Source organism: Bacteroides caecimuris, from assembly GCF_001688725.2.
GTDB lineage: Bacteria > Bacteroidota > Bacteroidia > Bacteroidales > Bacteroidaceae > Bacteroides > Bacteroides caecimuris.
On sequence record NZ_CP015401.2, the window covers coordinates 4,727,444 to 4,753,145 of the forward strand.

The following is a 25,702-nucleotide window of genomic DNA, read 5'->3' on the forward strand; positions in this document are numbered from 1 at the left end:
AATTAATATACACTTATTATTAACTAAAATGAAAAACATGAAATGTAAAATGAAAAAAGTATGGAAGGAATGGCGGTGGACATTACTGGTATTATTCACGATTTGCATTTGTAGTTGTAAAGACAATGAAAATGTAGAAACTGGAGCCTTTGATCCATCAAAGCCCATAGCAATTTCCGATTTTACTCCGAAAGAAGGAGGAGCTTATCAGAAATTATTAATTCATGGTGAGAATTTCGGAACAGATGCTTCGAAAGTAAAAGTGAAGATTGGTGGCAAAAATGCTGTTATTATTAATGTAAAAAGTACTTATATCTACTGTTTTGTTCCCTCAGGCGCTTTTAGCGGTGAAATTGAAATCACTGTAGGAGAAGGAGAGAATGCAGTGACAACAACTGCAAGCACCGCTTTCGACTATCAGAAAAAGATGGTAGTAGGCACGCTTTGCGGATATCGTAACAACCGTGACGACCAAGGTTGGAAAGACGGACCGTTTGACGGACCGGAAGGCACCAAATGCTGTGGCTTTAGCGATAAGGGACGATTGGCTTTTGATCCGTTGAATAAAAATCATTTGTATATCTGTTACGATGGACATAAAGCCATACAGTTGATCGACCTGGAAAAGCGTTGGCTTTCTACTCCACTGAATATCAACACTATACCAACCCAACGCATACGAAGCATAGCTTTCAATAAAAAGATAGACGGATATGCCGAAGAGGCGGAATATATGATTGTGGCTATCGACTACGACAGTAAGGGAGACGAAAGTCCTAGTGTGTACATCATTAAACGTAATCCGGACGGTACGTTCGATGACAGATCGGATATACAATTGATAGCTGCCTACAAACAATGCAACGGAGCTACCATTCACCCGATCAACGGAGAATTGTATTTCAACAGTTATGAAAGAGGACAAGTGTTTCGTCTAGACTTGACCGATTATTTCAAAACGATCAAAAGTGGTAGAAACTGGGATCCTATCGTGAAGAACAACCCTCATATTTTCAAGCAGCTGTTCACCATTGCCGACCCGAGTTGGGAATTTCAGATTTTCATTCATCCTACCGGAAAGTATGCTTATTTTGGTGTGATCAACAATCATTATTTCATGCGTTCCGACTATGATGAAGATAAAAAAGAGTTCATTACACCTTATAATTTTGTCGGAAGATATAAAGAGTCGGGGTATAGAGATGACGTAGGAACTGAGGCTAAAATGAACCAACCTTGTCAAGGAGTATTTGTGAAAAATCCGAAATACACCGGTGAAGAAGAGTATGATTTCTATTTTGTAGACCGATTGAACTTCTGCGTACGTAAAGTGACTCCGGAAGGTATCGTGTCGACCTATGCGGGACGAGGAGCATCGACCTCTTTGGCTGACGGAAACACATGGGGAACTGATGATGGTGACCTGCGTGAGGTGTCCCGTTTCCGTGATGTATGTGGACTTGTATACGATGATGCGAAAGAGATTTTTTATGTACATGATCAGGTGGGACATACGATTCGCACTATTTCGATGGAACAAGAAGAGAATGCGGCCGGTGACGATGAAAATATGCCGGAAGATGAATCAACAGTGGAATCTAACGAATAAACACATTATATCAGATTATGAAAAAATATTTAGCCATTTTTTGGTTGATGCTGGTTGTCCCGTTGACAATTTCGGCACAACAGACAATTACCGTGAACGGTACGGTTACCGACACACAAGACGAGCCGATGATTGGTGTTAATATCACTGTAAAGGATGTAGCTGGGTTGGGAACCATCACAGATATCAATGGTAATTTCTCTATAAAGATGGAGCCTTATCATCGACTGGTCTTCTCATACATCGGATACGAAGAGGTGGAAGTGCTTGTAAAAGAACAGCGCACCGTTAACGTAAAGATGAAAGAATCAGAGGCCAGCGTGCTGGATGAGGTAGTGGTGACCGGTATGGGAGCACAGAAGAAGCTGATAGTGACGGGAGCCGTAACCAATGTGAATGTAGGAGACTTGAAACGCTTTCCTACTTCCAATATGTCTAATGCTTTGGCCGGCAATGTTCCGGGTATTATTGCCCGGCAAACTTCCGGACAACCGGGAAAAAGTACTTCCGAGTTCTGGATACGTGGTATTTCTACTTTTGGAGCCAATAAAAGCGCTTACATTCTTGTGGATGGTTTTGAGCGCAGCAGTCTGGATGAGCTTAATATTGAGGACATCGAATCATTCACTGTGTTGAAAGATGCGTCAGCTACTGCCATTTACGGTTCAAAAGGTGCGAATGGCGTAGTGTTGATTACAACCAAACGTGGTAAAGCCGGAAAAATCAATATTGATGCCAAGGTGGAAACTTCTTATAACACCCGCACCATCACTCCGGAGTTTGTAGACGGACTTTCGTACGCCAGTCTGATGAACGAGGCATTGGTGACCCGCAACTTAGGAGTGGCATATCAACCGGAAGAACTAGAACTGTTCCGTACACAAATGGATCCGGATTTCTATCCGAATGTAGACTGGATGGATCTGATTCTGAAAAACGGAGCATGGAGCTATCGCGCCAACTTGAACATGAATGGCGGTGGTAACACTGCCCGTTATTTTGTTTCTGCAAGTTATACGGAAGACCAAGGTATGTATAACACAGACAAGACGCTACGCGATGATTACGACACCAACGCCAACTATAAAAAGTGGAATTATCGTGTGAATGTGGATATAGATATCACCAAATCGACTTTGTTGAAACTGGGCGTAGCCGGTTCATTGGCCAAACGCAACAGTCCGGGGCTGGCTGATAACGACATGCTGTGGGGGATGCTTTTCGGATACAATCCTATTGCGACGCCTGTATACTATTCTAATGGATACGCGCCTATTTCCCATCGGGATAACGTGAACAAACTGAATCCATGGGTTGCATCCACACAAACCGGATACAATGAAGACTGGCAGAATAATGTACAAACGAATGTCACATTGGAACAGAATTTTGATTTCATCACCAAGGGATTGAAATTTGTAGGACGTTTCGGCTACGATACGGACAACAGCAACTGGATCAACCGTCATCGTCAACCGGATTTGTATAAAGCAAACGGACGCAGGCAAGAAACTGGAGAGATTATCTATGAAAGAATGTTTCCCGCTTATGACATGACACAGACAAGCGGAAGCTCTGGCAAACGCCGTGAATTCCTTGATTTATTGTTAAGCTGGGAGCGTGCTTTCGGAAACCATCATGGAGGAGTTACTTTCCGTTACACACAAGACAGTGAGAAACGGACAGTTGACATCGGTTCGGAGATCAAGAATGGAGTATCAAAACGTAATCAAGGGTTGGCAGGACGGTTTGCCTATAACTGGAACTATCGTTACTTTGCTGATTTCAATTTCGGTTATACCGGATCGGAAAACTTCGCACCAGGAAATCAATTCGGTTTCTTCCCGGCTTTTTCGGTTGCATGGAATGTTGCCGAAGAGTCATTTATCAAGAATAACCTGAAATGGATGAACATGTTCAAGATACGTTACTCTCATGGTAAGGTAGGTAATGACAATATTGGAGACAACAACCGTTTCCCATACTTATATACTATAGCTACTACAGGATATAACAGCGAAGGGAAACCTAACAATGTGTATAATTGGGGATTTGGCGGTTATGATAAGCAATTCATAGGAACTCATTACACACAGATGGCTTCCAACGGCATCACTTGGGAAGTGGCGATTAAGGATGACTTGGGCATTGACCTTTCTTTGTTTAATGATAAACTGACAGCGACAGTCGACTATTTCCGCGAAAAACGTACAGGTATCTTTTTGACACGTGAATACTTGCCTAACATCACAGGTCTTGAAAGTAAACCTAAAGCGAATGTGGGTGAAGTGAAATCGCAAGGTTTCGACGGTAATTTCGCCTTTAAGCAGAAGCTGGGTGAGGTGGATATGACTATCCGCGGAAATATAACTTACAGCAAGAATGAAGTACTCGAAAAAGATGAAGAGAATCAGGTCTATTCTTATTTATATGAAAAAGGGTATCGTGTAGATCAAACTAAAGGGTTGATAGCCGAAGGATTGTTCGCTGATTATGATGACATCCGTACCAGCCCGAAACAAGAGTACGGTACAGTGCAGCCCGGAGATATCAAATATAAGGATGTAAACGGTGACGGTGTTGTAAACGACAATGATAAAGTGGCTATTGGCGCCACTACCACTCCGAACTTGATATATGGTATAGGAGCCTCTTTCGCATGGAAAGGAATTGATGTTAATCTACATTTCCAAGGAGCCGGCAAATCGACTTTCCCTATTTACGGCAAATGTGTATATGCGTTCAGCGAAAATGACTGGGGAAATATCTTCAAAGATATGATCAGTGACCGTTGGGTAGATCCGGAGACCGCAGCCAAATTGGGATTGCATGCCAATGAAAACCCGCATGCAACATATCCGCGTTTGACATACGGGGAAAACAGAAATAACCAGCAGACCTCTACCTTTTGGATGCGTGACGGTCGATATATTCGTCTGAAGAACTTGGATATCGGTTATACGTTGCCAAAAAGCATTGTCAACAAACTGCACTTTAACAATATCCGTATCTATATCGCAGGTTCAAACTTGCTCACATGGTCTAAATTCAAAACTTGGGACCCAGAAACAGGCAATCCGCGCGGTGAGGCCTATCCGTTAACAAAATCGGTTACTATGGGTTTATCAGTTAACTTATAAAAACACTAAGAGATTATGATAAAGAAGATTTATATATTATTATTGACCATATTAGGGACGGGAGCCTTGTCTTCTTGCTCTGACTACCTGAATTCGGAGAAATATTTTAAGGATCGCCTGACGCTGGAGAAAACGTTCGAAAGCAAGGATCATGTGGAAGAATGGTTGGCTTATGCCTTCTCATTTATGAAAAATGAAAACTATGAGGTGACCACTAAAGGACCTACCGAGAATCCGTTCTGTTTCTCGGATGATATGTATTATGGCGACCGGGACAAAACAATCGACGCCACAAAGAATGAATTGTCATATAACATGTTCAAGCTAGGAGAATATAATGAGAACTCTTATAATGTCGGCGCATGGGAGGCATGTTATAAAGGTATTTTCCAAGCATCGGTATTTATACATAATGTGGATCGGTGTCAAGAAATGGCCGATTGGGAAATACTGGATTACAAGGGACAGGCCCGTTTTGTCCGCGCTTACTATTATTGGTTGCTTTTGCGTCGCTATGGCCCGGTACCCATCATGCCGGATGAAGGAGTGGACTATACACAGAGCTATGAGGAAATAGCTACTCCGCGTAGCTCATACGAAGAAGTGGCGCAATATATTAGTGACGAGATGCTACAGGCTACTAAAGAGTTGCAATACGATCGTCGTACAGATAATTATGCCATAGCTCGACCCACTCGTGGAGCTGCATTGGCTGTCCGTGCTTATGCCCCAGGGCAGACGCATTATATTTTGTCTATCAATTAGTCAACTATTATCTATATTTCATTTTTATTATTTGTCTTATTATTAATCTATTAATATTTTGTATATTAATTATTTATTTGTATTTTTGTTGTATTGAATTTAAACAAAAATAAACCCTAAAATGAGCTTAATTAGTCTTTGTAAACAACTTGAAGATCCTCGTATTGACCGAAAAAAAGAACACTCTTTGGAAGTCATCGTTTATATAGCCTTGTGTGCTGTAATCTGTGGAAGTGAAAGCTGGAATGAAATAGAACGGTTCGGTATTTGTAAGTTTGACTTCTTTAAACGTCGTTTTCCTGATTTAGTAAAGATCCCAAGTCATGACACTTTCAATCGTTTTTTCAGTTTACTCAAACCCGGTTATTTTGAATTGGTCTTTCGTGATTGGGTATCTGAGCTTTGTGGTAAGTATGAAGGGGTTGTTGCTATAGACGGTAAAATGCTTCGTGGAGCAAGTAAGTGCAGCAAAGACAATCCCTTTGGCAAAAAAGGATTCAAGCTTCATATGGTTAGTGCCTGGGCTGTTTCCAATGGAATCAGTATGGGTCAGGTAAAAGTAGATGATAAAAGCAATGAAATCACCGCTATTCCTTCTCTTATAAAATCTCTGGATTTGCAGGATTGCATAGTGACAATTGATGCTATTGCATGCCAAACAGATATTGCCGAAGTAATAATAGAAAATAATGCAGACTATATTCTGGCATTAAAGGCCAATCAAAAAAACAGGTTAATGGATGTGGAACGATGGCTAGACGAGATGGATGGTGTTGATATTGATCGGCCGGTATACCGTTCACACTATGGAAAATATGTCACAGAGGAGGTTTCTCATGGGAGAATTGAGACTCGTGAATGTCTGGTTTATAGCCCGGGAAAGATTATGGAATCAATGCTGAAAGATAAATTTGAGGGGGTCAAGTCCATCGTAAGAATTAGTACCGAAAGACTGGAGGTAGCCACTAAAAAACTTTCCGTAGAAAAAAGATATTACATTACTTCACTAGGGCTAAAACCGAAAGAAATTTCAGAGGCTATAAGATCGCATTGGGATATAGAAAACAGGCTACATTGGCAGTTAGACGTATCGTTTAGAGAAGACGCAGGAAGGAAAGTAGGTAATGCTGCGCAAAATTTTTCTTTAATTAATAAGATGGCCCTTTATATCATCAAACAAGATGAAACAAAGGGCAGTGTAGCAGCCAAAAGAAAAAACGCAGGATGGAATGATGAATATTTGTTCAAACTATTAAATAAGATAAAAATATAATGCGTTTGCCCTGCTTATGCCCTGATTTTTGCAGCCAGTCCGTTTGCGAATGGAAACAATGATGAATATGCACAGCAATTGGTAGATGACAAAGGGCGTCGTTTGCTTTCTTCCGAATATAGTGAGGAAAAATGGGCAAAAGCCGCTGCCGCCTGCCGTGATGTCATCGATTTGGGTGTTTACGACTTGAATATTGTTAATAACTCCACATCCGACAACGGACCTTCTGAACGTCCGACTGTCGTTCCACCGGCTGATGGCGAGTTTTCCAAAGACATCTGGCCAAGAGGATGGACGAATATTGACCCGCTCAAATCGTATCGCACCATCTTTGACGGAACGATATTGCCTGCCAACAATAAAGAACTGATATTCACACGTGGAGCAACAAATATAGATATGTTGGTACTTCACCAGATGCCCAAAGATGATGGAGGGTGGAACTGCCACGGCATGACGCAGAAAATGCTGGATGCATATTATATGAATGATGGCGGCAATGAACCGGGCATGAACTCCATGTATCAAGGAGCAGTCAATTATCAAGGCATTGTAGATACTCGCGAACGCAGAACCGGATTTACCAGTCTGCAAGACTTGAAGGATAATAAATATCCTGAATTGGGGTGGAAATATGATCCGCAGAAAGGAGATGACGAGCAGGCTAAAACCGGAATGAATGTTTCTCTGCAATATGTAGAGCGCGAACCCCGATTCTATGCTTCCGTAGCTTACAATGGTTGCACTTGGTATTATTTGAGTCAGACAGAAAGCAGACCTGCGGATGTGAACCAACAGGTTTGGTACTACTTTGGAAATTCAGACGGTTATCGGAATGACGGTTTCTACTTGCGTACAGGTATCGGAATCAAGAAGTTTGTCCATCCCAACGATTATCCGGGCAACTATGTGGCGAAAGCTGAAACTGCCATTCGTTATGCCGACATCCTGTTGCTTTATGCGGAAGCGCTGAATGAGTTGACCGGAACATACGATATACCTTCTTGGAACGGGGCAACAACCTATCCTATCAGCCGTGATAAAGAAGAAATGGAAAGAGGTATTCATCCTGTACGCATTCGTGCCGGACTACCCGACTATCCAGATGAATTCTATATGCAGAGTGGGGTGGATGATATGCGTAAAGCGTTAAAACGTGAACGTATGATAGAGTTGATGGGCGAAGGAAAACGTTACTTTGACATTCGCCGTTGGAAAGACGCACCAGTAGAAGAATCTCTGCAAATATATGGTTGCAATGTCTTTGTCGGCGAAGCTAAGAAAGACGAGTTCCATTCGGCAATTCCCGTTTACAATCTTCCGTCTACATTCTCGGAAAAACTATGGTTATGGCCTATCAAACACAGTGAATTGAAACGTAATTCGCGTTTAACGCAGAATCCAGGATGGACAATTTATGATTAATTCTAAATATAAAGACTTATATATGAAGAAAATATATACTTTGGCAGCTTTGGCTGCAATGACAATATTGGGAGCTTCCTGCAATTCGGAATGGGAAGAAGAACAATATGAGCACTACATTTCTTTCAGTTCACAACTGGACAGTAAGGGAGTGACGAATATATATGTACCTTATAGTCGCCATGATGCAGAAGGAAATTATGCGGAAGGTGGAGAAGGGAGGTCTAATTATCAGTTGCCGATACTTGTCAGCGGCTCTACCGATAATCCAAATAATGTCACTGTACGCATAGCACATGATGCCGATACATTGAATATTCTGAATTATGCCCGTTATGCCACACGTACAGAATTATATTACGAAGACATGGGAGCGGAAGGATTGACATACGCTTCGTATCCGGAATCGCTACTGATAAAAGCGGGAGAAAATAAAGGTCTGCTGGATCTTAAATTTGATTTCCGCAACATTGATATGTCAGAGAAGTGGGTACTTCCATTGCAGATTGTAGACGATGCGTCCCACAACTATGTGGCTCATCCGCGTAAAGACTATGCTAAGGCAATATTGAGAATCTTCCCATTCAATGATTACTCCGGTGATTATTCCGGTACGGGAATCACCAACAAGGTGGTGACGGGATATGACGGAGGCGGTAAGCCGATAGAGACAGCAGAGTCTATCACAAAATCGTCAATCAGAGGGTATGTGATAGATGATCAGACCATCTTTACGTATGCAGGAATCGTAGATGAGGATTATACAGATCGTAGAAAGTATAAGATCAAATTTACATTTAATGGTGAGACGAATGGTTCGGTCGATATTTCCTGTGATAATGCAGAAGAAATCGGATTTGAACTAAACAAGGATGTGACTCCTTCATTCCGTGTTTCTTCATCAATGGATGACGCAAAACCTTATCTGGAACACCGCTATGTAATCATTAATAATGTTGACTATTATTTCAATTATATACCAGTGGAAGGTACTGTTATCCGCTATCATGTAAAAGGTACATTGACATTGTCACGTGATATCAATACTCAGATTCCAGACGAAGATCAAGCAATTGAATGGTAATTCCCCTATCAATTACCGATCCGATGACTCAAGAAAGAATTGAGGCTCAATAAATAGAAAGGTGCACGGAAATCCGTGCACCTTTTCTGTCATATTTACATATCTTTCAATCCCAACACTTGTATCTCAATATCATATTTAGCCATCTCTTTTTGTTTCAAATGTTCCACTTTCTCCATGAAAACAGTATGGTTATAGTTGTTCTCAGGGTTTCGTTTCACTTCAGCAATGAGAGCCTTCCTGCCACTAGATTTAAGAGCTACAATATCTATTTCATAAGAGTTTATCCGTTGTTTGCCAATAGAACTTTTTGTTTCCCACCAGGAGCCTATTTCCTTATAACCACCGGTCTCTGCCAATTTCTGTTTGAAGTATTTCTCTAACACTCTACCCGAATAAGTCGGATAATCAGCTTTTGCCAATTGTCTCAGATCATCAAAATTCTGTAATTCAATATAAGAGCGGTTTTGCTCAATATATTTAAACCAGAAATTCAAGAAATTATCACCGATCATATATCGTACATTTTTTTTAGTTCCGGGCTTGGCAAATATAGGACGCTCCCTAGTTATTAAATGGTATACATTCTCCAACTTGCTCAAATATCCTCCGATAGCCGTACCGCCCAATGCCGATTCTATCTCGCCTTGTGTATAGTGGCCGTTGGCAATTTCCGACAAGATGGAAAAATAGGTACCGTAGTTTTTCCCAAACTCTGTTATCAACAAATTACGTCCTTCATCTATAAACAAGGAGTTCTCTGAAAAGACAAAATCGTACATTTTATCAACAGTAAGCGCTTGATTGTCACAAAATAGCTCTACATATTTAGGGATTCCTCCTGTCAGTGTGTATAAAGCTAACAGATCATCATTGCTATATCCGGAAGCAAGATCCCCCATAATTTGTTTCAGGACACTGATCTTGAAAGCGCGCAGGCACAAAATATTGTCAGCACGCCCAAACAGGGGCTCATTATGGTCAGTGAATATTTTCTGCATCAAGGAGTACACCGAACCGCTGATAACTAGGTTTATTTTAGTTTCTTGTTTATACTGATCCCAAAGATTCTGCATATCACTGAAAACATCAGGACGGATATTGTAAAACTCTTGAAATTCATCAATGACGATATTGAATACACGTGTTTTACCCACTTCAAAAAGATATTGCATCAGATTGGTAAAAGTAGATATTCCATCAGGAATAAATATGGATAGAGCTTCACGTACTATCTTTACAAAATCAGCAACCAATATGCTTTCTGCTTTTCTTCCAATGAAGAAATAAACTGTAGACGTTCCTTTCAAAGCCTCTTTTATGAGACTAGTCTTACCAATACGTCTACGTCCTGTGACTACAATCATTCTAGAATTTTGAGTAAACGCAAGCTCTTGCACACGCTTTAATTCCGCAATTTCTTTTTCTCTATTATAAAATTTCATAATGATGATTTATTTTCTCAACGGCCGTTGACTCAACCGATGTTGCGAAAATACAAAATAAATTGAGAACAATCAATTTTAGTATGAAAATGATGAATGGTTTGCCCTATATTATAATTCTTTAAGCAATGTGCAGATCAAGTTTCCAATTCCATTATAACACATTTCTGCTACCTGTCCAAACTTATTTATAACATGGAGATGAATCGGAATAGAGGAAATGATATAAATATATTGACATAATATTGTTGATAAATAGTATAAAAATTGAGTATAGACAATACAAATGCAATATACAGCCATGTTAATACATTAATAACAAGCCACTTACGTGATTGATATATGGTTTGGGCAGGACCCGGAGAACCAACTTTGCACGGACGACTTCGCCGGTCACTGGGCACACAATGCCAATCTTTCCGTAAAAGCTATTATGGGCGTAGCCGGATACAGCGAAATGGCACGCATGCTCGGGCTGGACGATGTGGCGGACAAATATGCAGCCATAGCCCGAAAAATGGCGATGAAATGGGAAGAAATGGCAAATGAAGGCGATCATTACCGTTTGGCTTTCGACCGCAAGAATACTTGGAGCCAGAAGTACAATATGGTCTGGGACAAGTTGTGGAATCTGAACCTGTTCCCCAACAATGTGATCGGCAAAGAGATCAATTATTATCTGACCAAGCAGAATCCTTACGGATTGCCGCTGGATTCCCGCAAAGAATATACTAAATCCGACTGGATCATGTGGACGGCAGCCATGTCTCCGGATCAGGCTACTTTTGAAAAATTCGTAGCTCCCCTCTATAAGTATATCAATGAGACAGAATCTCGTGTACCTATCAGCGACTGGCATCATACGGACAGCGGCAAATGGGTAGGATTCAAGGCACGCTCGGTGATCGGAGGATACTGGATGCAGGTGTTGATGGATAAAACAAAAGAATAAAATATGTTTATGATGTATGTTTTTATTAACTAAATGAGTTTTAATGCTATGAAAGAAAAGTATGAAAAAAGGTCGGGGTGGTATCGGACGATATTGCTGCTGATGGCCTTATGTGTTTTGGGAAGTTGCAATGATGGCAACGATAATGGGGAAGACCCAAGCAATGTGGCGTTTGATCCGAACAAGCCTGTTGTAGTGAAAGACATCAATCCTAAGAAGGGAGGCGCTGGACAACGTCTAGTGATTATGGGAGATAATTTCGGTAATAATCCCTCCTTAGTCAATGTCTATGTCAGCGGGAAGAAAGCAGTAGTGATCAATGTAAAAAGCAATGCTATCTATTGTTTTATGCCGGAAGGTGCCTATACGGGAGAAATAGAGGTGAAAATTACTGTCGGTGACGAACAGGAAGTATTGGCGGAGGTAGCTCCCGGACTTAAGTTCGATTACCAAAAGAAAATGCTTGTAAGTACGTTGCTGGGAACTCGGCGTGATGATGGGCAGTACGATAGTAAGGATGGACCTTTCAATGATTGCGGAGCACTCGGTGCACCCAATTGGCTGGAGTTCGACCCTAAATACAAACACCTGATCTATATAGCACAAGATGCTGCTGGTGGTGAAGAAAATGAAGGAGGCGGCAATATGCGTGTTATCGATCTGAATAACGAATATTTAGGTACGGCGCTTACCGATGGTAATATTCATGGTAATCGTCGCGGACGCTCCGTCAATTTCTTTGACGAAGATCACATGGCAGTGGCTGTAGACCAAGGCGACGAATTAAGAGCTGCCGTTTATGGGTACACTCGAACCAAAGAACCGCCTCAAAGCTATGCACCCGGTGAGTCTCCCAACTATGAAATGTGGGGGAATAAAGTAACGTTGGTGAAGTATAAGCAGTGCAACACCGTTGCTTTCCATCCTGTGCATCACGACATGTATTTCAATAGTTATGAAAAAGGACAGTTTTTCCGTGCCGACCATGAAAAGATTCAGGAAATCTTCGATGGAGTCCGTCCCGACGGGCTTGAAGCAAAAAAAGATTGTGAGGAACTCTTTCAAATGGACAATGGATGGGAGTACAATATCCGCATGCATCCTACGGGTAACTATGCCTATATTGTGGCTATCAATCAGCATTACATTCAGCGAACCAACTATGACTGGGAACGCCACACCTTCCTGGCTCCTTACGTAGTGGCAGGAGAAGCCCGTACCGCTAATTATGTCAATGCAATTGGAACCTCTGCCCGTTTCCATACTCCCTATCAAGGAGTATTTGTGAAAAATCCTGCTTATGCCGGACAGGAAGATGAATACGATTTTGTTATCTGTGATAAATTGAATCAGTGTCTCCGCATTATCACTCCACAGGGGGAAGTCTCTCTGTTCGCAGGTCGCGGAAGTTCGAGTCTGAACAATAATCCATGGGGATACATTGATGGAGACCTTTTGCAGGAAGCCCGCTTCGACCGCCCGAAAGGATTGGCTTATGATGAGGAAAACGGTATCTTCTATGTGGGTGACGGTTCGAACCGGCGCATCCGTAAGATAGCCAAAGAAGGAGAATAACTAATGAATTAAACACACGCGAATATGAAAAAAATATTTATACTGTACACTCTGCTGCTGTGTAGCATTTGCATGAACGTAATGGCGCAGCAGATGGTCACCGTGCAGGGTGTCGTAATTGATGAGAATAAAGAACCGCTGATCGGTGTAAACGTGACGGTTAAGGATGTGCCTGGTTTGGGAGCTATCACGGATATCAACGGTAAATACTCCATTAAGATGGAACCTTATCACAAACTGGTGTTCTCTTACATCGGTTATACCACTGTAGAAGTGTTGGTAAAAGAGTTGCGTACCGTCAACGTCACGATGAAAGAGGCGGAAGCCAAAGCGATAGACGAAGTGGTGATCACTGGTACGGGCGTTCAGCGCAAACTGACTCAGACGGGTGCCATCAGCACGGTCAACGTAGACCTGCTGAAAAGCAATCCGTCATCAAGTATTGTCAACTCCTTGGCGGGTAATGTGCCGGGCATCATGGCGCGTCAGGTCTCCGGTCAGCCGGGAAAGAACGTTTCCGAGTTCTGGATACGTGGTATCTCCACGTTCGGTGCCAGTTCATCTGCGTATGTGTTGGTAGACGGATTCGAACGTGACATGAGCGAGATCAATATCGAAGATATCGCCACTTTCTCCGTGTTGAAAGACGCCTCCGAAACGGCTATTTACGGTTCGAAAGGTGCTAACGGTGTAGTATTGATCACTACCAAACATGGTAAAGCAGGCAAGATCAATATCGATGCTAAGGTGGAGACTTCGTACAACGCACGTACTATTACGCCTGAGTTTGAGGATGGCTTCAAGTATGCCAGCTTGCTCAACGAGGCACGTGTCACTCGTAATAACGAACCGATCTACCGGTCAGAAGAACTGGATATTCTTCGTTTGGGGCTTGATCCGGATTTCTATCCGAATACCGACTGGCAGGACATGTTGCTGAAAGACGGCTCATGGAGTCATCGTGTCAATCTGAACATGAACGGTGGAGGTACTACAGCGCGTTATTTCGTGTCGGCCAGCTATGTGAAGGAAAACGGTATGTACAATACGGACGAATCGTTAAAGGATGATTATAACACGAATGCGGCTTACCATCGTTGGAACTATCGTTTAAATACTGATATTGACATTACCAAAACTACCTTATTAAAAGTCGGAGTGGCAGGGTTCTTATCCAAACGCAACAGTCCGGGATTGGGAGATGCTGATGTGTGGGGCGAGTTGTTTGGTTACAATCCCATTCAGACTCCGGTGGTGTATTCTGATGGCCGTCTGCCGGCGATTGGTACGGGCAACAAAACTAATCCTTGGGTAGCTGCCACACAGACCGGTTTTAATGAACACTGGACAAATAATATTGAGACGAACGTATCGTTGGAACAAAAATTGGATTTCGTGACCAAAGGATTGAGTTTTGTAGGACGCTTCGGGTATGATAATAACAGCCAAAACAACATCGAACGCCATAAATGGCCGGAACAGTGGTTTGCAGTATCGAGAGACAAGAATACGGGAGAAATCGTATGGAAGAAAGTGTCGGATAGCAGCAATATGACTCAAAAGAGTACTTCTGAAGGCGACCGTCGCGAATTCTTTGATGTACAACTTAATTGGGACCGTTCGTTTGGAAACCATCATCCAACTGCAACATTGAAGTATACACAGGATTCTTATGTGAAAACAGTCAATTTGGGAGATGATTTGAAGAACGGTATCAGCCGGCGCAATCAAGACTTGGCGGGTCGCGTGGCATACAACTGGGCTTACCGTTATTTTGTGAATTTCAATTTTGGTTATAACGGTTCCGAAAACTTTGCCAAGCACAATCGTTTCGGATTCTTCCCTGCTGCTTCCGTGGCTTGGAACGTCGCTGAGGAATCTTTCGTGAAAAAGAATCTGAAATGGATGAACATGTTTAAGGTCCGCTTCTCTTACGGTAAGGTAGGTAATGATAATATGGGAGTTCGTTTCCCTTATCTGTATACGATTGCAAATAAATTCAAGATTGGTGATAATGAGTATACTTATGGCGGATATAATTGGGCGAAATACGGATCGAGCAATTCTTATAACGGTTTGAGTATGCCTAATCTCGGCTCACCGTTGGTGACGTGGGAAGTAGCTACCAAAAAAGACCTCGGAATCGACCTTGCCCTTTTCAACGATAAGTTTACGGGTACTATCGATTATTTTGATGAAAAGCGTGAAGGCATTTACATGGAACGTAAGCATTTGCCTGCCATTGTCGGTCATTATGGTGTCAATCCGTCGGCAAACGTCGGTGCCATGCGCTCACGCGGATTCGATGGTCATTTCAATTTCCGCCAGAAAATAGGCAATGTAGATGTGGATATCCGTGGTAACATGACTTATTCAAAGAATGAGATACTTGAAAAGGATGAGGAAAACAACGTATATGGTTACCAGATGGAGAGAGGCTATCGGGTAAATCAGTGCCGTGGTCTGATAGCTTTGGGATTGTTTAAAGATTACGATGATATCCGTAACAGCCCGAAACAAGAGTTTGGTGCCGTACAACCCGGAGACATCAAGTATCGGGACGTCAACGGTGATGGAGTGGTGAACGACGGTGATATCGTAGCTATCGGTGCTACCAGCAAGCCGAACTTGATTTATGGTTTGGGGGTTACCGCCAAATGGAAAGGACTGGATGTGAATGTTCATTTCCAGGGTGCAGGCAAATCATCTTTCTTCACGTATGGCAAATGTGTGTATGCCTTCACCGAGGGTGAGTGGGGAAATGTCTTTAAAGGAATGCTGGATGACCGATGGGTAGATTCGGAAACTGCCGAGAAATTGGGTATTCCTGCCAATGAGAACCCGAACGCCAGCTATCCGCGCCTGAGCTATCAGGGCGACGGAGCCAGCAACAATAACTATCGTAATTCTACATTCTGGTTGCGCAATGGTTCGTACCTCCGTCTGAAAACAGTTGATGTCGGATACACCTTGCCCAAATCATGGGTCAACAAATTGCATTTCAATAATATCCGCATCTTTGTGGTAGGAACCAACCTATTGACATTCTCCAAATTTAAAACTTGGGATCCGGAGATGGGAGATGCGCGTGGTGAATCTTATCCATTGTCGAAGTCTGTCACAATGGGTTTAAGTGTTAATCTATAAAATAATATGCAACAATGAAAAAAATAATTTATATCCTGTTGATAGCGGTGTTGGGAATAGGCATGCAGTCTTGTTCCGACTATTTGGATTCCGACTATATTTTTAATGACCGGGAGACGATAGAGAAAGTATTCAACGACCGAGACAAGACTGACCAGTGGTTGGCAACAGCTTTCAGTTATCTGAAAGATCACTGTGCGGATGTGTGCAGTAAAGGTCATATTCCGTTTAATTTTGCCGATGATATGTATTATGGCGACCGTGACGTGAATTATGACGCTTCTAATGCCAATGCGCTTTCTTACAACTCCTTTAAAGAAGGAAATTATGATGAGAACACCAAACAGGAGGCCTGGACAGCGTGCTATCGGGGCATCCGTCAAGCTAGTGTTTTTATTCAGAATGTGGATATGAGCACGAAGTTCGACAGCGAAGAAGAGAAGGCAGACTATAAGGCGCAGGCGCGTTTTGTCCGTGCTTATTATTACTGGATATTGCTCCGTCGCTATGGTCCCATTCCATTGTTGCCTGACGAAGGCATCGACTTTACCGATGAATATGATGAGATCGCCACTCCACGCAGCCCGTATGACGTATGTGCCGAATATATCAGTAATGAAATGCTGCTTGCCGCTAAGGATCTGCCTTTGCGTCGGGGAGAACTTTCTTCCGCGCGTCCTACTCGTGGTGCCGCGTTGGCAGCCCGTGCTCAGGCATTGCTTTTTGCTGCCAGTCCGTTGGCAAATGGCAATAACGACGATTTTGCGCAACAGCTTGTGGATGATAAAGGAAACCGACTGTTATCTGCAGACTATAGTGAGGAAAAATGGGCAAAGGCGGCAGCTGCTTGTAAGGATGTGATAAAGCTTGATGTCTATCGTCTCTATACTACTGGCATCCGTACGACAGACTCTCCGGCAGAACCGGCCACAATTACTCCTCCGACTTGCGAGCCTTATTCAAGCCTGCCTTTCCCCGAAGGATGGGCAGACATCGACCCGTTTGAATCTTACCGGTCGGTATTCAACGGACAGTTGGACGAAATGAGTAATCCGGAATTGATTTTTACTCGTGGACAGAACATTGGCGGTGAGAACATCCGTGCGATGGTCGTTCATCAATTGCCGCGCCAGGCTACGGGATGGAATACGCATGGACTGACGCAGAAGATGGTAGATGCCTATTACATGAACGACGGATCCGATTGTGCGGGTATGAATTCCGAGCCTGAATACAAGGCTGTGTATCCTCGTGAAATGTGGAACGATCGTCCGCGGGAGACAGGTTTTACGGAAAATAATGCGGACTATAAGCCTCTTGATGCGGGTGTCTCTCTGCAATACGCCAATCGCGAACCGCGTTTCTATGCTTCTGTTGCTTATAATGGCACACGCTGGTATTTGGGTAACGAATCGCAATCTGTGAACAAGAATATCCAGGTGTTCAACTATCGCGGATTGAAGAATGGATATGCCAACACCATGTTCTGGTTGCGTACGGGTATCGGTGTTATGAAATACGTACACCCGGATGATACGTATGAGAATGGAAATATAAATAACGCCCGTTTCAAGCCGGAACCAGCCATTCGCTATGCCGATATTTTGCTGATGTATGCCGAAGCCTTGAACGAATTGACACCGGGTGTGAATTATGACATTCCTTCTTGGGACGGAGCGATGACTTATCAGATCAGCCGTGACAAAGAGGAAATGCGTACAGGGATCAAACCGGTACGTATGCGTGCCGGAGTACCCGATTTTGCGGACGACATATACTCGGACCAAGACAAATTCCGCATTTACTTGAAGCGCGAGCGTATGATTGAGCTGATGGGAGAGGGTAAACGCTATTATGACCTCCGCCGTTGGAAAGACGCTCCGAGAGAAGAGTCGTTGCCGGTTTACGGTTGCAATACATTGATGATGCAGGGTGACAGAGAACAGTTCCACACACCGGTTGCCGTATGGAACCTGTCGGCTACCTTCTCGCAGAAGATGTGGTTCTGGCCTATTTCTCACAGTGAACTGAAACGTAACAAACGCCTGACACAGAATCCGGGCTGGACGTATAATGACTAACTTAAAAACATGGATACAATGAAAAGAATATATAATCTATTGTTCGCACTAGTAGCGTTGGTAGCATTCGGTTCGTGCAACGACGAATGGACTGAAGAACTATATGAACATTATGTCTCTTTCAAGGCTCCGATCAATAGCAACGGAGTGTCGAGAATCAATATTCCCTATAAGGCAGGTCAGGTCAGTACTTACCAACTGCCGGTACTTGTAAGTGGGAGCACCGCCAACCAGCAGAAACTGATGGTAAAGATCGGGATTGACAAGGATACACTGGATGTGCTCAACGAAGCACGTTTCAGTAGCCGGGACGACCTGTATTACAAAGAGTTGGACGCTAAGCACTATTCTTTCCCCGAAACGGTGGAAATACAGCCGGGCGAAAACTCTACTTTGCTGAATATTGATTTTAACCTGACAGGATTGGACTTGGTGGAGAAATGGGTATTGCCGTTGACGATTGAGGAGAGCCCGACAGGCGAATACACTCCCAACTATCGCAAGCACTACCGCAAAGCGTTGCTTCGTGTAATGCCGTTCAATAAATATTCGGGCACTTATAGCGGTACAGCTTTGATGAATTATATGAAGAATGCCGGTGATGGTGGAAACGATCCGTTGGTGAAGAGTGAAATCGTCTCCTATGCGGTAGATGAAAATACCATTTTCTTCTATGCCGGTACCATAGATGAAACCCGAAAGGATCGGGCAAACTACAAAATCAAGGCATTCTTCGATCCTGAAAGCAACAAGGTGAATTTGACTTGTGATAATGGTGAAGTTAATTTCCGTACCAATAAACAAGCTACGTATTTCATCAAAGAAGAGATGGATGAGAAACAACCGTATTTGCTGAAACGTACCATCATGATTCGTGATATAGACTATGATTATACGGATTATACGATGGCACCGAGTGCTTCTATCGAGTATAATGTGAAAGGTGAGATGTCTATCTTACGTAAGATCAATACACAAATACCGGATGAAGACCAGGCTATAGAATGGGATTAACCGATGGTAACTGTGAATGGTATTGTTTTTGGGGTTGGCTTTTTAGTCAACCCCATTTGTTTCAAATGTCATGCTTCCTATCTGCCCGTCTTTACTCATCGTTTCCGCCTGAATAATCAAAGGGGTAGAATACTGGTTATTGTAACATTCAATCCTCGCTTTCCCGTTTGCGTCCGTTCGTACGGACGGATTCCAATATAACGTCCGCCTTTTGTCTACTTTGTCCATATACAATTCTCTGGTCGGATAGGCAGGTGAATAATATTCCAATGCACGGGTATATCCCTGAATAACCGTTTGCCGGGTACCTAATGCGGCGCTTTGGCTTTTGTTCAGTACATCGCGTCGGGGTAGCGGAACCAGATAGAAAACACTATATTTATCCAGTTGGCTTATATCGACTCCTGTGCTGTCGCTCACTTCGGATATTTTTGTATTTTGGATGATGTCGTCGTCAATGCCTCCGGTTCCTTTGCTGATGATGATGGAAGCCAGTCCGTCTACTTCGGTCAGCATCATTTGAGTTTCCGTTTCAGACAAAATGTGATTATCCATGATGTAGCAGATCGGCTTTTGCCTATACGTAAGCTCATTATTACTACGGTTCCAATCGAATTGCGGGCTCAACTTCTCCATTAATTCCGGAATAGTTGTGACAATCTTCCCATTGTCACGTAATAAATCTACAGAGCGGCGTACGTCATAATAAGCGTCAATGCTTTTCTCATTTATTTTAGTAGCCATATTACTTCCTTGCCGACGTTTGCTTTTTATTTCCACTTCATCCAATACATAAAGTCCTTCTACTTTCCGGATAGAATCCATGTATAGAGAATCAAAATTCTCGGCTTTTTGTTGCCAGTGTGTCAAGTCCTTCCATTCAGGATGAAGCTCCTTGTAACCATAGGCCCGGGGAGCAGGTGAGAAATTACGGTCGATCAGAATGGATGCATCCTTGTTGCGTTCTTTACCGACTTTACGGGTTTGGATCACTGCCTCCGTCGTTCCTTCAAAATCTTCCACCGGAATGGTGAAACGACCGTTTTCATCGGTCACGGTTCCTCCAGTGATAAATTGGTCATCTTTCTTCACTATCACACTAAGTGCTATATCTTTCAGCTTATTCTTGAGGATCGTTGATTTAACCTGTCCGTTCAGCACTAATTGAGCTTCCGGTAACTGCAACGGAATGAAAGGAGCAGTAGAGATGGCTTGGCTTATGTCATATTTACGCCATCCATGCACCATTAATAATATATCCAGCTCCATTTGTTTCTGAGGAGACGGTGATGCAAAATAATAACCTGGCTGATGGATATACCCTTTTAAATCAGATGTTAACAGCAAATCAGTGAAAATGTTGTTATCATATTCCAGATAATCCGACCGGATGCCGTCTCGGATACTGACCGATACATCTCCCGATATCGGTTCTCCCTTAGCATTTCTTACTTGTAACTCACAACGGATAGGAGCGTAGGGAGCATACACCTCTTTTAGCCCCTCTGCGGATAGTTGCAGGGGAGCACGCGGATTGGCAAAGACAAAACGTTCGCACAATGTATTGCCTGCCCGGTTGATGAGGCTGACTTGCAGTACGCCTGCCGGTAGTTTGCGGGTAGGTAGGATGAACTCTTGTGGAGCATCTGCCCGGCAACTAATCAATTGATGAACATACGGCCGCCCCTGATGACTGATAAATACAGCTAATGTGTCTTGAGGAGTAGCAGTGTTGCAGGATACTTTAACCAAAAGGGCACCGGCATTGTTGACAGTACTCAATACATACCCGTTAGGCAACGCCTGTGGAAGGGTAAATTCATATTTCTTTCCTTGAAAATCGACTTTGGCAACAGCCGGTTGTGCAGAAGGCGTATACTCAAAACACCCCATTCCATCGTGCAAAGTCTCGAAAGAGGTGATTGCTGTTCCTCCTTTGGTATAGATGGTTCCCGACAATTCTATATTTCCTTCATTTTTACTCTCTGCCTTGAAAGCCACTTGCGAGGTCACTCCTTCCACCAACTGCCCTCCTTCGGGAAAAAAGCGTACGCTTAACTTCTCCTTTGTTTCCAACGGACGGTTTTCCATCGATGGATTTAGTTCGTAGGTGGTGATGCTGCGTTCCAGTTTATCGCTGTTGGAAAGCTGATAAATAGGAAAAGTACGAGAAAAATACTGTGGTTCGTTGAATGCGAGCATCCAGCGAGTATAGGCGCGCACTTCGTAATAGCCGGATAGCATGGACTGAGGGAGAACGAGTTGTCCGTTTCCTTCTCCTTGCGTCAGTTTGATGATTTGTTTATCTGCTATATGTCCTGTCTGATCCACCAGTTCAACGTATAGCGGGCGGCTGATCTGACTGAACATTTGCTTTTCGGCAAGGGTGACGTAAGCTTTGAACCAGATAGTGTCTCCTACATAGTAGCTCGTGTTGTCGAAATGCAAGTAGGCTTTCTCCCGTGGGAAATTGTCGGCAAAGGTTTGGGCCTGCTTCATATATTGTGCGAATACTGTTTTAGCGGGGGGATTTTCTCCGTCTGTAGTCATTGTCATCAGTCCGAATACAGAGAGTAGAAATAAGAACCGTTTGTTTTTCATATGAATGTTACTTATTTTAGTGAATAATGGCAAAGATAGAGGATTCGACAAATAAAAAAGAAAAAAAATGTTCAATCTAGAAAAGAAATTGTTCATTGTTTCATAAATAACCTATCTTTTGGGAAAAGAAACGGAAATATGAAAAAACAGCACCCCGAATATAGCTTCAAAGATGCTGTTTTTAATCCAACAAGGAAAAGAGTATTATTCTATTTCCTATTTATTCAGAGAGTTACAGATCTGTTGGTTAATTTCTCTGACTTTAGCTTCATTCATCTTGATGACTTTACGGTCATAAGTCATCAGACCGTTGATTTCACCTTCCACGTCTGTCGTCTGGGTATATACGGCAGCAGAGAAGCCTTTCTGGATTAATTCCAACAGATGTCTGCCATATTTAATGTATTCGTTCGTTACTTCGTCCGAAGAGTTGAATTTCACATATCCCCAGTTTTTCTTGTCATTCACCCAAGTGTTTCCTTCTACTACCAAGCCGATACCTCCGTATTCACCCAATACAGTAGCACGTCTCGGGTCGTAAAGGAACATGTTCGGACCCGGATAGTGGTGAAGGTCGAGAATATCGCCACAAGTATAGTGATTACCACCACTGGCAGGATTTACCAGGCGGCTAGGATCGTATTCTTTGGTCCATGCTACGATTTCCGGAGTCTTGAATTGTCCCCATGCTTCATTGAAAGGAACCCATACGGCGATACTCGGATAAGAATACAGACAGTCGATGATTTCTTTCCACTCTTTGCGGTAGTTAGCTTCGGAAGCAGCGGAACGAATCACTTCCGTACCGTTGAAATAATTGCGTGCTTGCCACTGTGGGCTAGGACCACCGTTCGGCATATCTTGCCATACGATCAATCCTAATTGGTCGCAATGAGTGTACCAGCGTGCAGGTTCTACTTTGACGTGCTTACGTACCATATTGTAGCCGAAGTCTTTCGTCTTCTTCAAGTCATAAACCAATGCTTCATCTGTCGGTGCAGTATACAAACCGTCAGGCCACCATCCCTGGTCGAGCGGACCGAACTGGAAATAGTCTTTGTTGTTCAATTGCAGGCGAGTGATGCCATTCTGACCTTTGCGGATAGAATATTTACGCATAGCGGTATAACTCTTTACCTGGTCTATTGCTTTTCCGTCTTTATACAGAGTCACCTCCATATTGTAGAGGAAAGGAGAGTCCGGAGACCACAGTTTGGCATTGGCAGGCATTGCCAGTTCAACAGGTACTCCGTTCAACGCTGCGCCTTTGGCTACAAGGTTCTTGCCATCGAATACTTTTACTTCCACTTTGTCTGCGGAAGTCGTATTGGCAGCAACTTCTACCTTCACAGAATGATTGTCAATATCAGGAGTAGTTTTCAGATTAGTGATGTATTGTGTTGCCACCGGTTCCAACCACACTGTTTGCCAGATACCTGTAACCGGAGTGTACCAAATGCCATGAGGATTTGCTATTTGTTTTCCTCTGGGTTGTTCGCCACGATCTGAAGGGTCCCATACTTTTACTACCAAGTCATTATTTCCTTTATTAAGTACAGAAGTAATATCGAAATAGAAAGGAGTAAATCCGCCTGTGTGTTCACCTACCTTTACGTCATTCACCCAAACCTCTGCTTTCCAGTCTACTGCTCCGAAGTGTAATAGGATTTGTTTCCCACGCCAGGCAGAAGGAACGTCGAAAGTGCGTTGGTACCATAGTTCTTCTTTCTCGTTTATCATTTTGCCTACGCCCGATAAAGACGATTCTACGGCAAAAGGAACAAGAATATCACCTTGGTAAGCGGCAGGTGCAGGAGTACCTTTGGGAGTGATTGCATATTTCCAAAGCCCGTTCAGGTTTTTCCAGTCGTTGCGTTCCATGATAGGACGCGGATATTCCGGCAATACGTTTTTAGGGTCAAGCTGTTCTCCCCACGATGTCTTGATTTTGTCGCCGGCAGGTTTCCATTGAGCAAAAGTCGAACTGCATAAAGCCAATGCAAGCAGCATTGTTAGAAAATTCTTTTTCATGTTCATGGTATAAAAATATAGTTAGTTATTAGATATAAATTCCATTAAAAGAATATTGCAAAGAAAGGGAAATTAATAGAGAATAAAGGAAATTAGCTGTTCAAAAAATAATAAATTCTCTTCTTTTTGATCAAATAAAGAGTTTTGGGTGGTATACAAGGAGGGGATTGACCGATTTTTATTCTTTATTGAACCGTTATTTTTATATGATATTGAAAATAGTGTACACCTTTGTAATGTAATATCAGGATACAAAAATATAATAGTCTTAAAAGTTTCTTTTATATGAGATTTTCCGTATTTTTGTATGACTGATGATCGTTAGTACAACTGAATATAAGAGAGATACCTGCATTGGAATTTTGACAACTTAATCATTGGGATGATTTAAATGGAAATATAGAACGGGGATATGCTGGTAAGTCGTTATGGAAATGGGAGGAGTTGCCCGAGAAGGTAGATGAGAGATACATTGACTATGCTCGTGCCAATGCGTCCATAGGTATCAATGGAGTAGTGCTGAACAATGTTAATGCCGATCCTCGTATTTTGCGCAGGGACTATTTGAAGAAAGTAGCTGCCTTGGCAGATGTTTTTCGTAAATACCATATACGGGTTTATCTTACAGCTAATTTTGCAGCACCTTTAAAACCGTCGGCAACTCCGGATGTGATGAAGCAATGGGGAGGGATAGGTGACCTTGATACAGCTGATCCGCGAGATCCGCATGTACAAGCGTGGTGGAAAGCGAAAGTTGATGAGATATATGAGCTGATTCCTGATTTTGGCGGATTTTTAGTAAAAGCCAATTCGGAAGGTATGCCCGGTCCTCAAGACTATCATTGTACTCATGCAGAAGGAGCAAATTTATTGGTCTGTGCTTTAAAACCTCATGGAGGCATTGTGATGTGGCGCACTTTTGTTTATAATCCGGAGATTGATAAAGATCGTATCAAAGTTCTTATAAAGAGTTTCTTCCGCTTGATGGGAAGTTTGATGACAATGTGATCTTACAGACGAAAAACGGGGCACTTCGTCATAAGATTGATTCCCGGAGATTTGCAGAGGTAATGGAGAGTCTTTTGAAAGAACGGAGAGATGCTGAAACATATTACAATGTTGCTATTCATTTTTTTGATCTTTATAAGTAAAATCTGTATTGGATGAGTTTTGATGTGAAAATGGTTATTTTTTGTCCTTTATTGAATGGCTATTTTCGTAACTTATCGGAAAGATTGCCGAACTTTGGGTGTGAGTAATTCATACACTTCTTGTTACTAAACTTATTACGATATTATGATATGAATAGAAAAGTTTTGAGGGGGCTTTACAATTCAATAAAATAGCTCACTTTGATGAACTGAATACCTGGACACAAAGCGGAACTGAACGTATGGTTCGCAAAGATGACTGGAAACTGGTGCTTGACAGCTATGGCCGGGGCGAATTGTATAATTTGAAAGCAGCTCCATTGCCGGTGCCAAGAAATCGTTATCATTTTAAGCGAAATCCATATAACTATCATTTTGAAGATAAAATAAATAGAACTGAATAACTAGA

The 25,702-nt window shown here is 42.7% G+C and carries 12 protein-coding genes and 4 pseudogenes; 13 read left to right on the top strand and 3 right to left on the bottom strand.

The features are described from left to right. The first annotated feature begins 49 nt into the window (after positions 1 to 49). From A4V03_RS20155 to A4V03_RS20180, 6 genes and pseudogenes are all read left to right on the top strand, one after another. On the top strand, positions 50 to 1,609 hold the full coding sequence (locus A4V03_RS20155; protein ID WP_065540524.1) for an IPT/TIG domain-containing protein: 1,560 nt from the start codon (positions 50 to 52) through the stop codon (positions 1,607 to 1,609). Between the two features lie 17 nt (positions 1,610 to 1,626). Then, on the top strand, positions 1,627 to 4,749 hold the full coding sequence (locus A4V03_RS20160; RefSeq protein WP_065540149.1) for a SusC/RagA family TonB-linked outer membrane protein: 3,123 nt from the start codon (positions 1,627 to 1,629) through the stop codon (positions 4,747 to 4,749). Positions 4,750 to 4,764: 15 nt separating this feature from the next. After that, positions 4,765 to 5,478 (top strand): annotated as a pseudogene (locus tag A4V03_RS20165) (RagB/SusD family nutrient uptake outer membrane protein); the annotation flags it as partial. A gap of 157 nt (positions 5,479 to 5,635) precedes the next feature. Beyond that, entirely contained in the window at positions 5,636 to 6,787 is a 1,152-nt protein-coding gene (locus A4V03_RS20170; protein WP_065538162.1) for an ISAs1 family transposase, read from the top strand. 78 nt (positions 6,788 to 6,865) lie between these two features. Then, positions 6,866 to 8,212 (top strand): RagB/SusD family nutrient uptake outer membrane protein, encoded by a 1,347-nt coding sequence (locus A4V03_RS20175; protein ID WP_236588694.1) that lies wholly within the window; start codon positions 6,866 to 6,868, stop codon positions 8,210 to 8,212. Positions 8,213 to 8,234: 22 nt separating this feature from the next. After that, positions 8,235 to 9,296, top strand: a complete 1,062-nt coding sequence (locus tag A4V03_RS20180) for a DUF4973 domain-containing protein (protein WP_065540525.1) — start codon at positions 8,235 to 8,237, stop codon at positions 9,294 to 9,296. Positions 9,297 to 9,391: 95 nt separating this feature from the next. On the opposite strand, the gene A4V03_RS20185 is transcribed toward A4V03_RS20180, so the two are convergent. Next, positions 9,392 to 10,741 carry an ATP-binding protein gene (locus A4V03_RS20185; protein ID WP_065540151.1) on the bottom strand — a complete coding sequence of 450 codons (1,350 nt, stop codon included), beginning with the start codon at positions 10,739 to 10,741 and terminating at the stop codon, positions 9,392 to 9,394. A 346-nt stretch (positions 10,742 to 11,087) separates the two neighbouring features. Between A4V03_RS20185 and A4V03_RS20190 the strand changes: the two are divergent. The 5 genes and pseudogenes from A4V03_RS20190 to A4V03_RS20210 all read left to right on the top strand — a co-directional run. Further along, positions 11,088 to 11,693 (top strand): annotated as a pseudogene (locus A4V03_RS20190) (DUF1793 domain-containing protein); the annotation flags it as partial. Positions 11,694 to 11,741: 48 nt separating this feature from the next. Next, entirely contained in the window at positions 11,742 to 13,268 is a 1,527-nt protein-coding gene (locus tag A4V03_RS20195; RefSeq protein ID WP_065540527.1) for an IPT/TIG domain-containing protein, read from the top strand. Between the two features lie 24 nt (positions 13,269 to 13,292). Further along, on the top strand, positions 13,293 to 16,415 hold the full coding sequence (locus A4V03_RS20200; protein WP_065540152.1) for a SusC/RagA family TonB-linked outer membrane protein: 3,123 nt from the start codon (positions 13,293 to 13,295) through the stop codon (positions 16,413 to 16,415). Between the two features lie 14 nt (positions 16,416 to 16,429). Further along, a complete protein-coding gene (locus tag A4V03_RS20205) occupies positions 16,430 to 18,496 on the top strand; it encodes a RagB/SusD family nutrient uptake outer membrane protein (protein WP_065540153.1) in 2,067 nt (688 codons plus the stop codon). An 18-nt stretch (positions 18,497 to 18,514) separates the two neighbouring features. Continuing rightward, positions 18,515 to 19,510: a DUF4973 domain-containing protein gene (locus A4V03_RS20210; RefSeq protein WP_065540528.1), complete on the top strand. Its 996-nt coding sequence runs from the start codon at positions 18,515 to 18,517 to the stop codon at positions 19,508 to 19,510. 42 nt (positions 19,511 to 19,552) lie between these two features. On the opposite strand, the gene A4V03_RS20215 is transcribed toward A4V03_RS20210, so the two are convergent. Next, a complete protein-coding gene (locus tag A4V03_RS20215; RefSeq protein WP_065540154.1) occupies positions 19,553 to 22,111 on the bottom strand; it encodes a hypothetical protein in 2,559 nt (852 codons plus the stop codon). Positions 22,112 to 22,327: 216 nt separating this feature from the next. Beyond that, complete coding sequence (locus A4V03_RS20220) at positions 22,328 to 24,142, bottom strand: glycoside hydrolase family 2 protein (protein ID WP_065540529.1); 1,815 nt, start codon at positions 24,140 to 24,142, stop codon at positions 22,328 to 22,330. Positions 24,143 to 24,511: 369 nt separating this feature from the next. Here A4V03_RS20220 and A4V03_RS20225 point away from each other — a divergent pair. Further along, positions 24,512 to 25,176 (top strand): annotated as a pseudogene (locus tag A4V03_RS20225) (alpha-glucuronidase family glycosyl hydrolase); the annotation flags it as partial. 284 nt (positions 25,177 to 25,460) lie between these two features. Next, positions 25,461 to 25,697: pseudogene (locus tag A4V03_RS21410) on the top strand (sulfatase family protein); the annotation flags it as partial. Positions 25,698 to 25,702 lie beyond the last annotated feature (5 nt).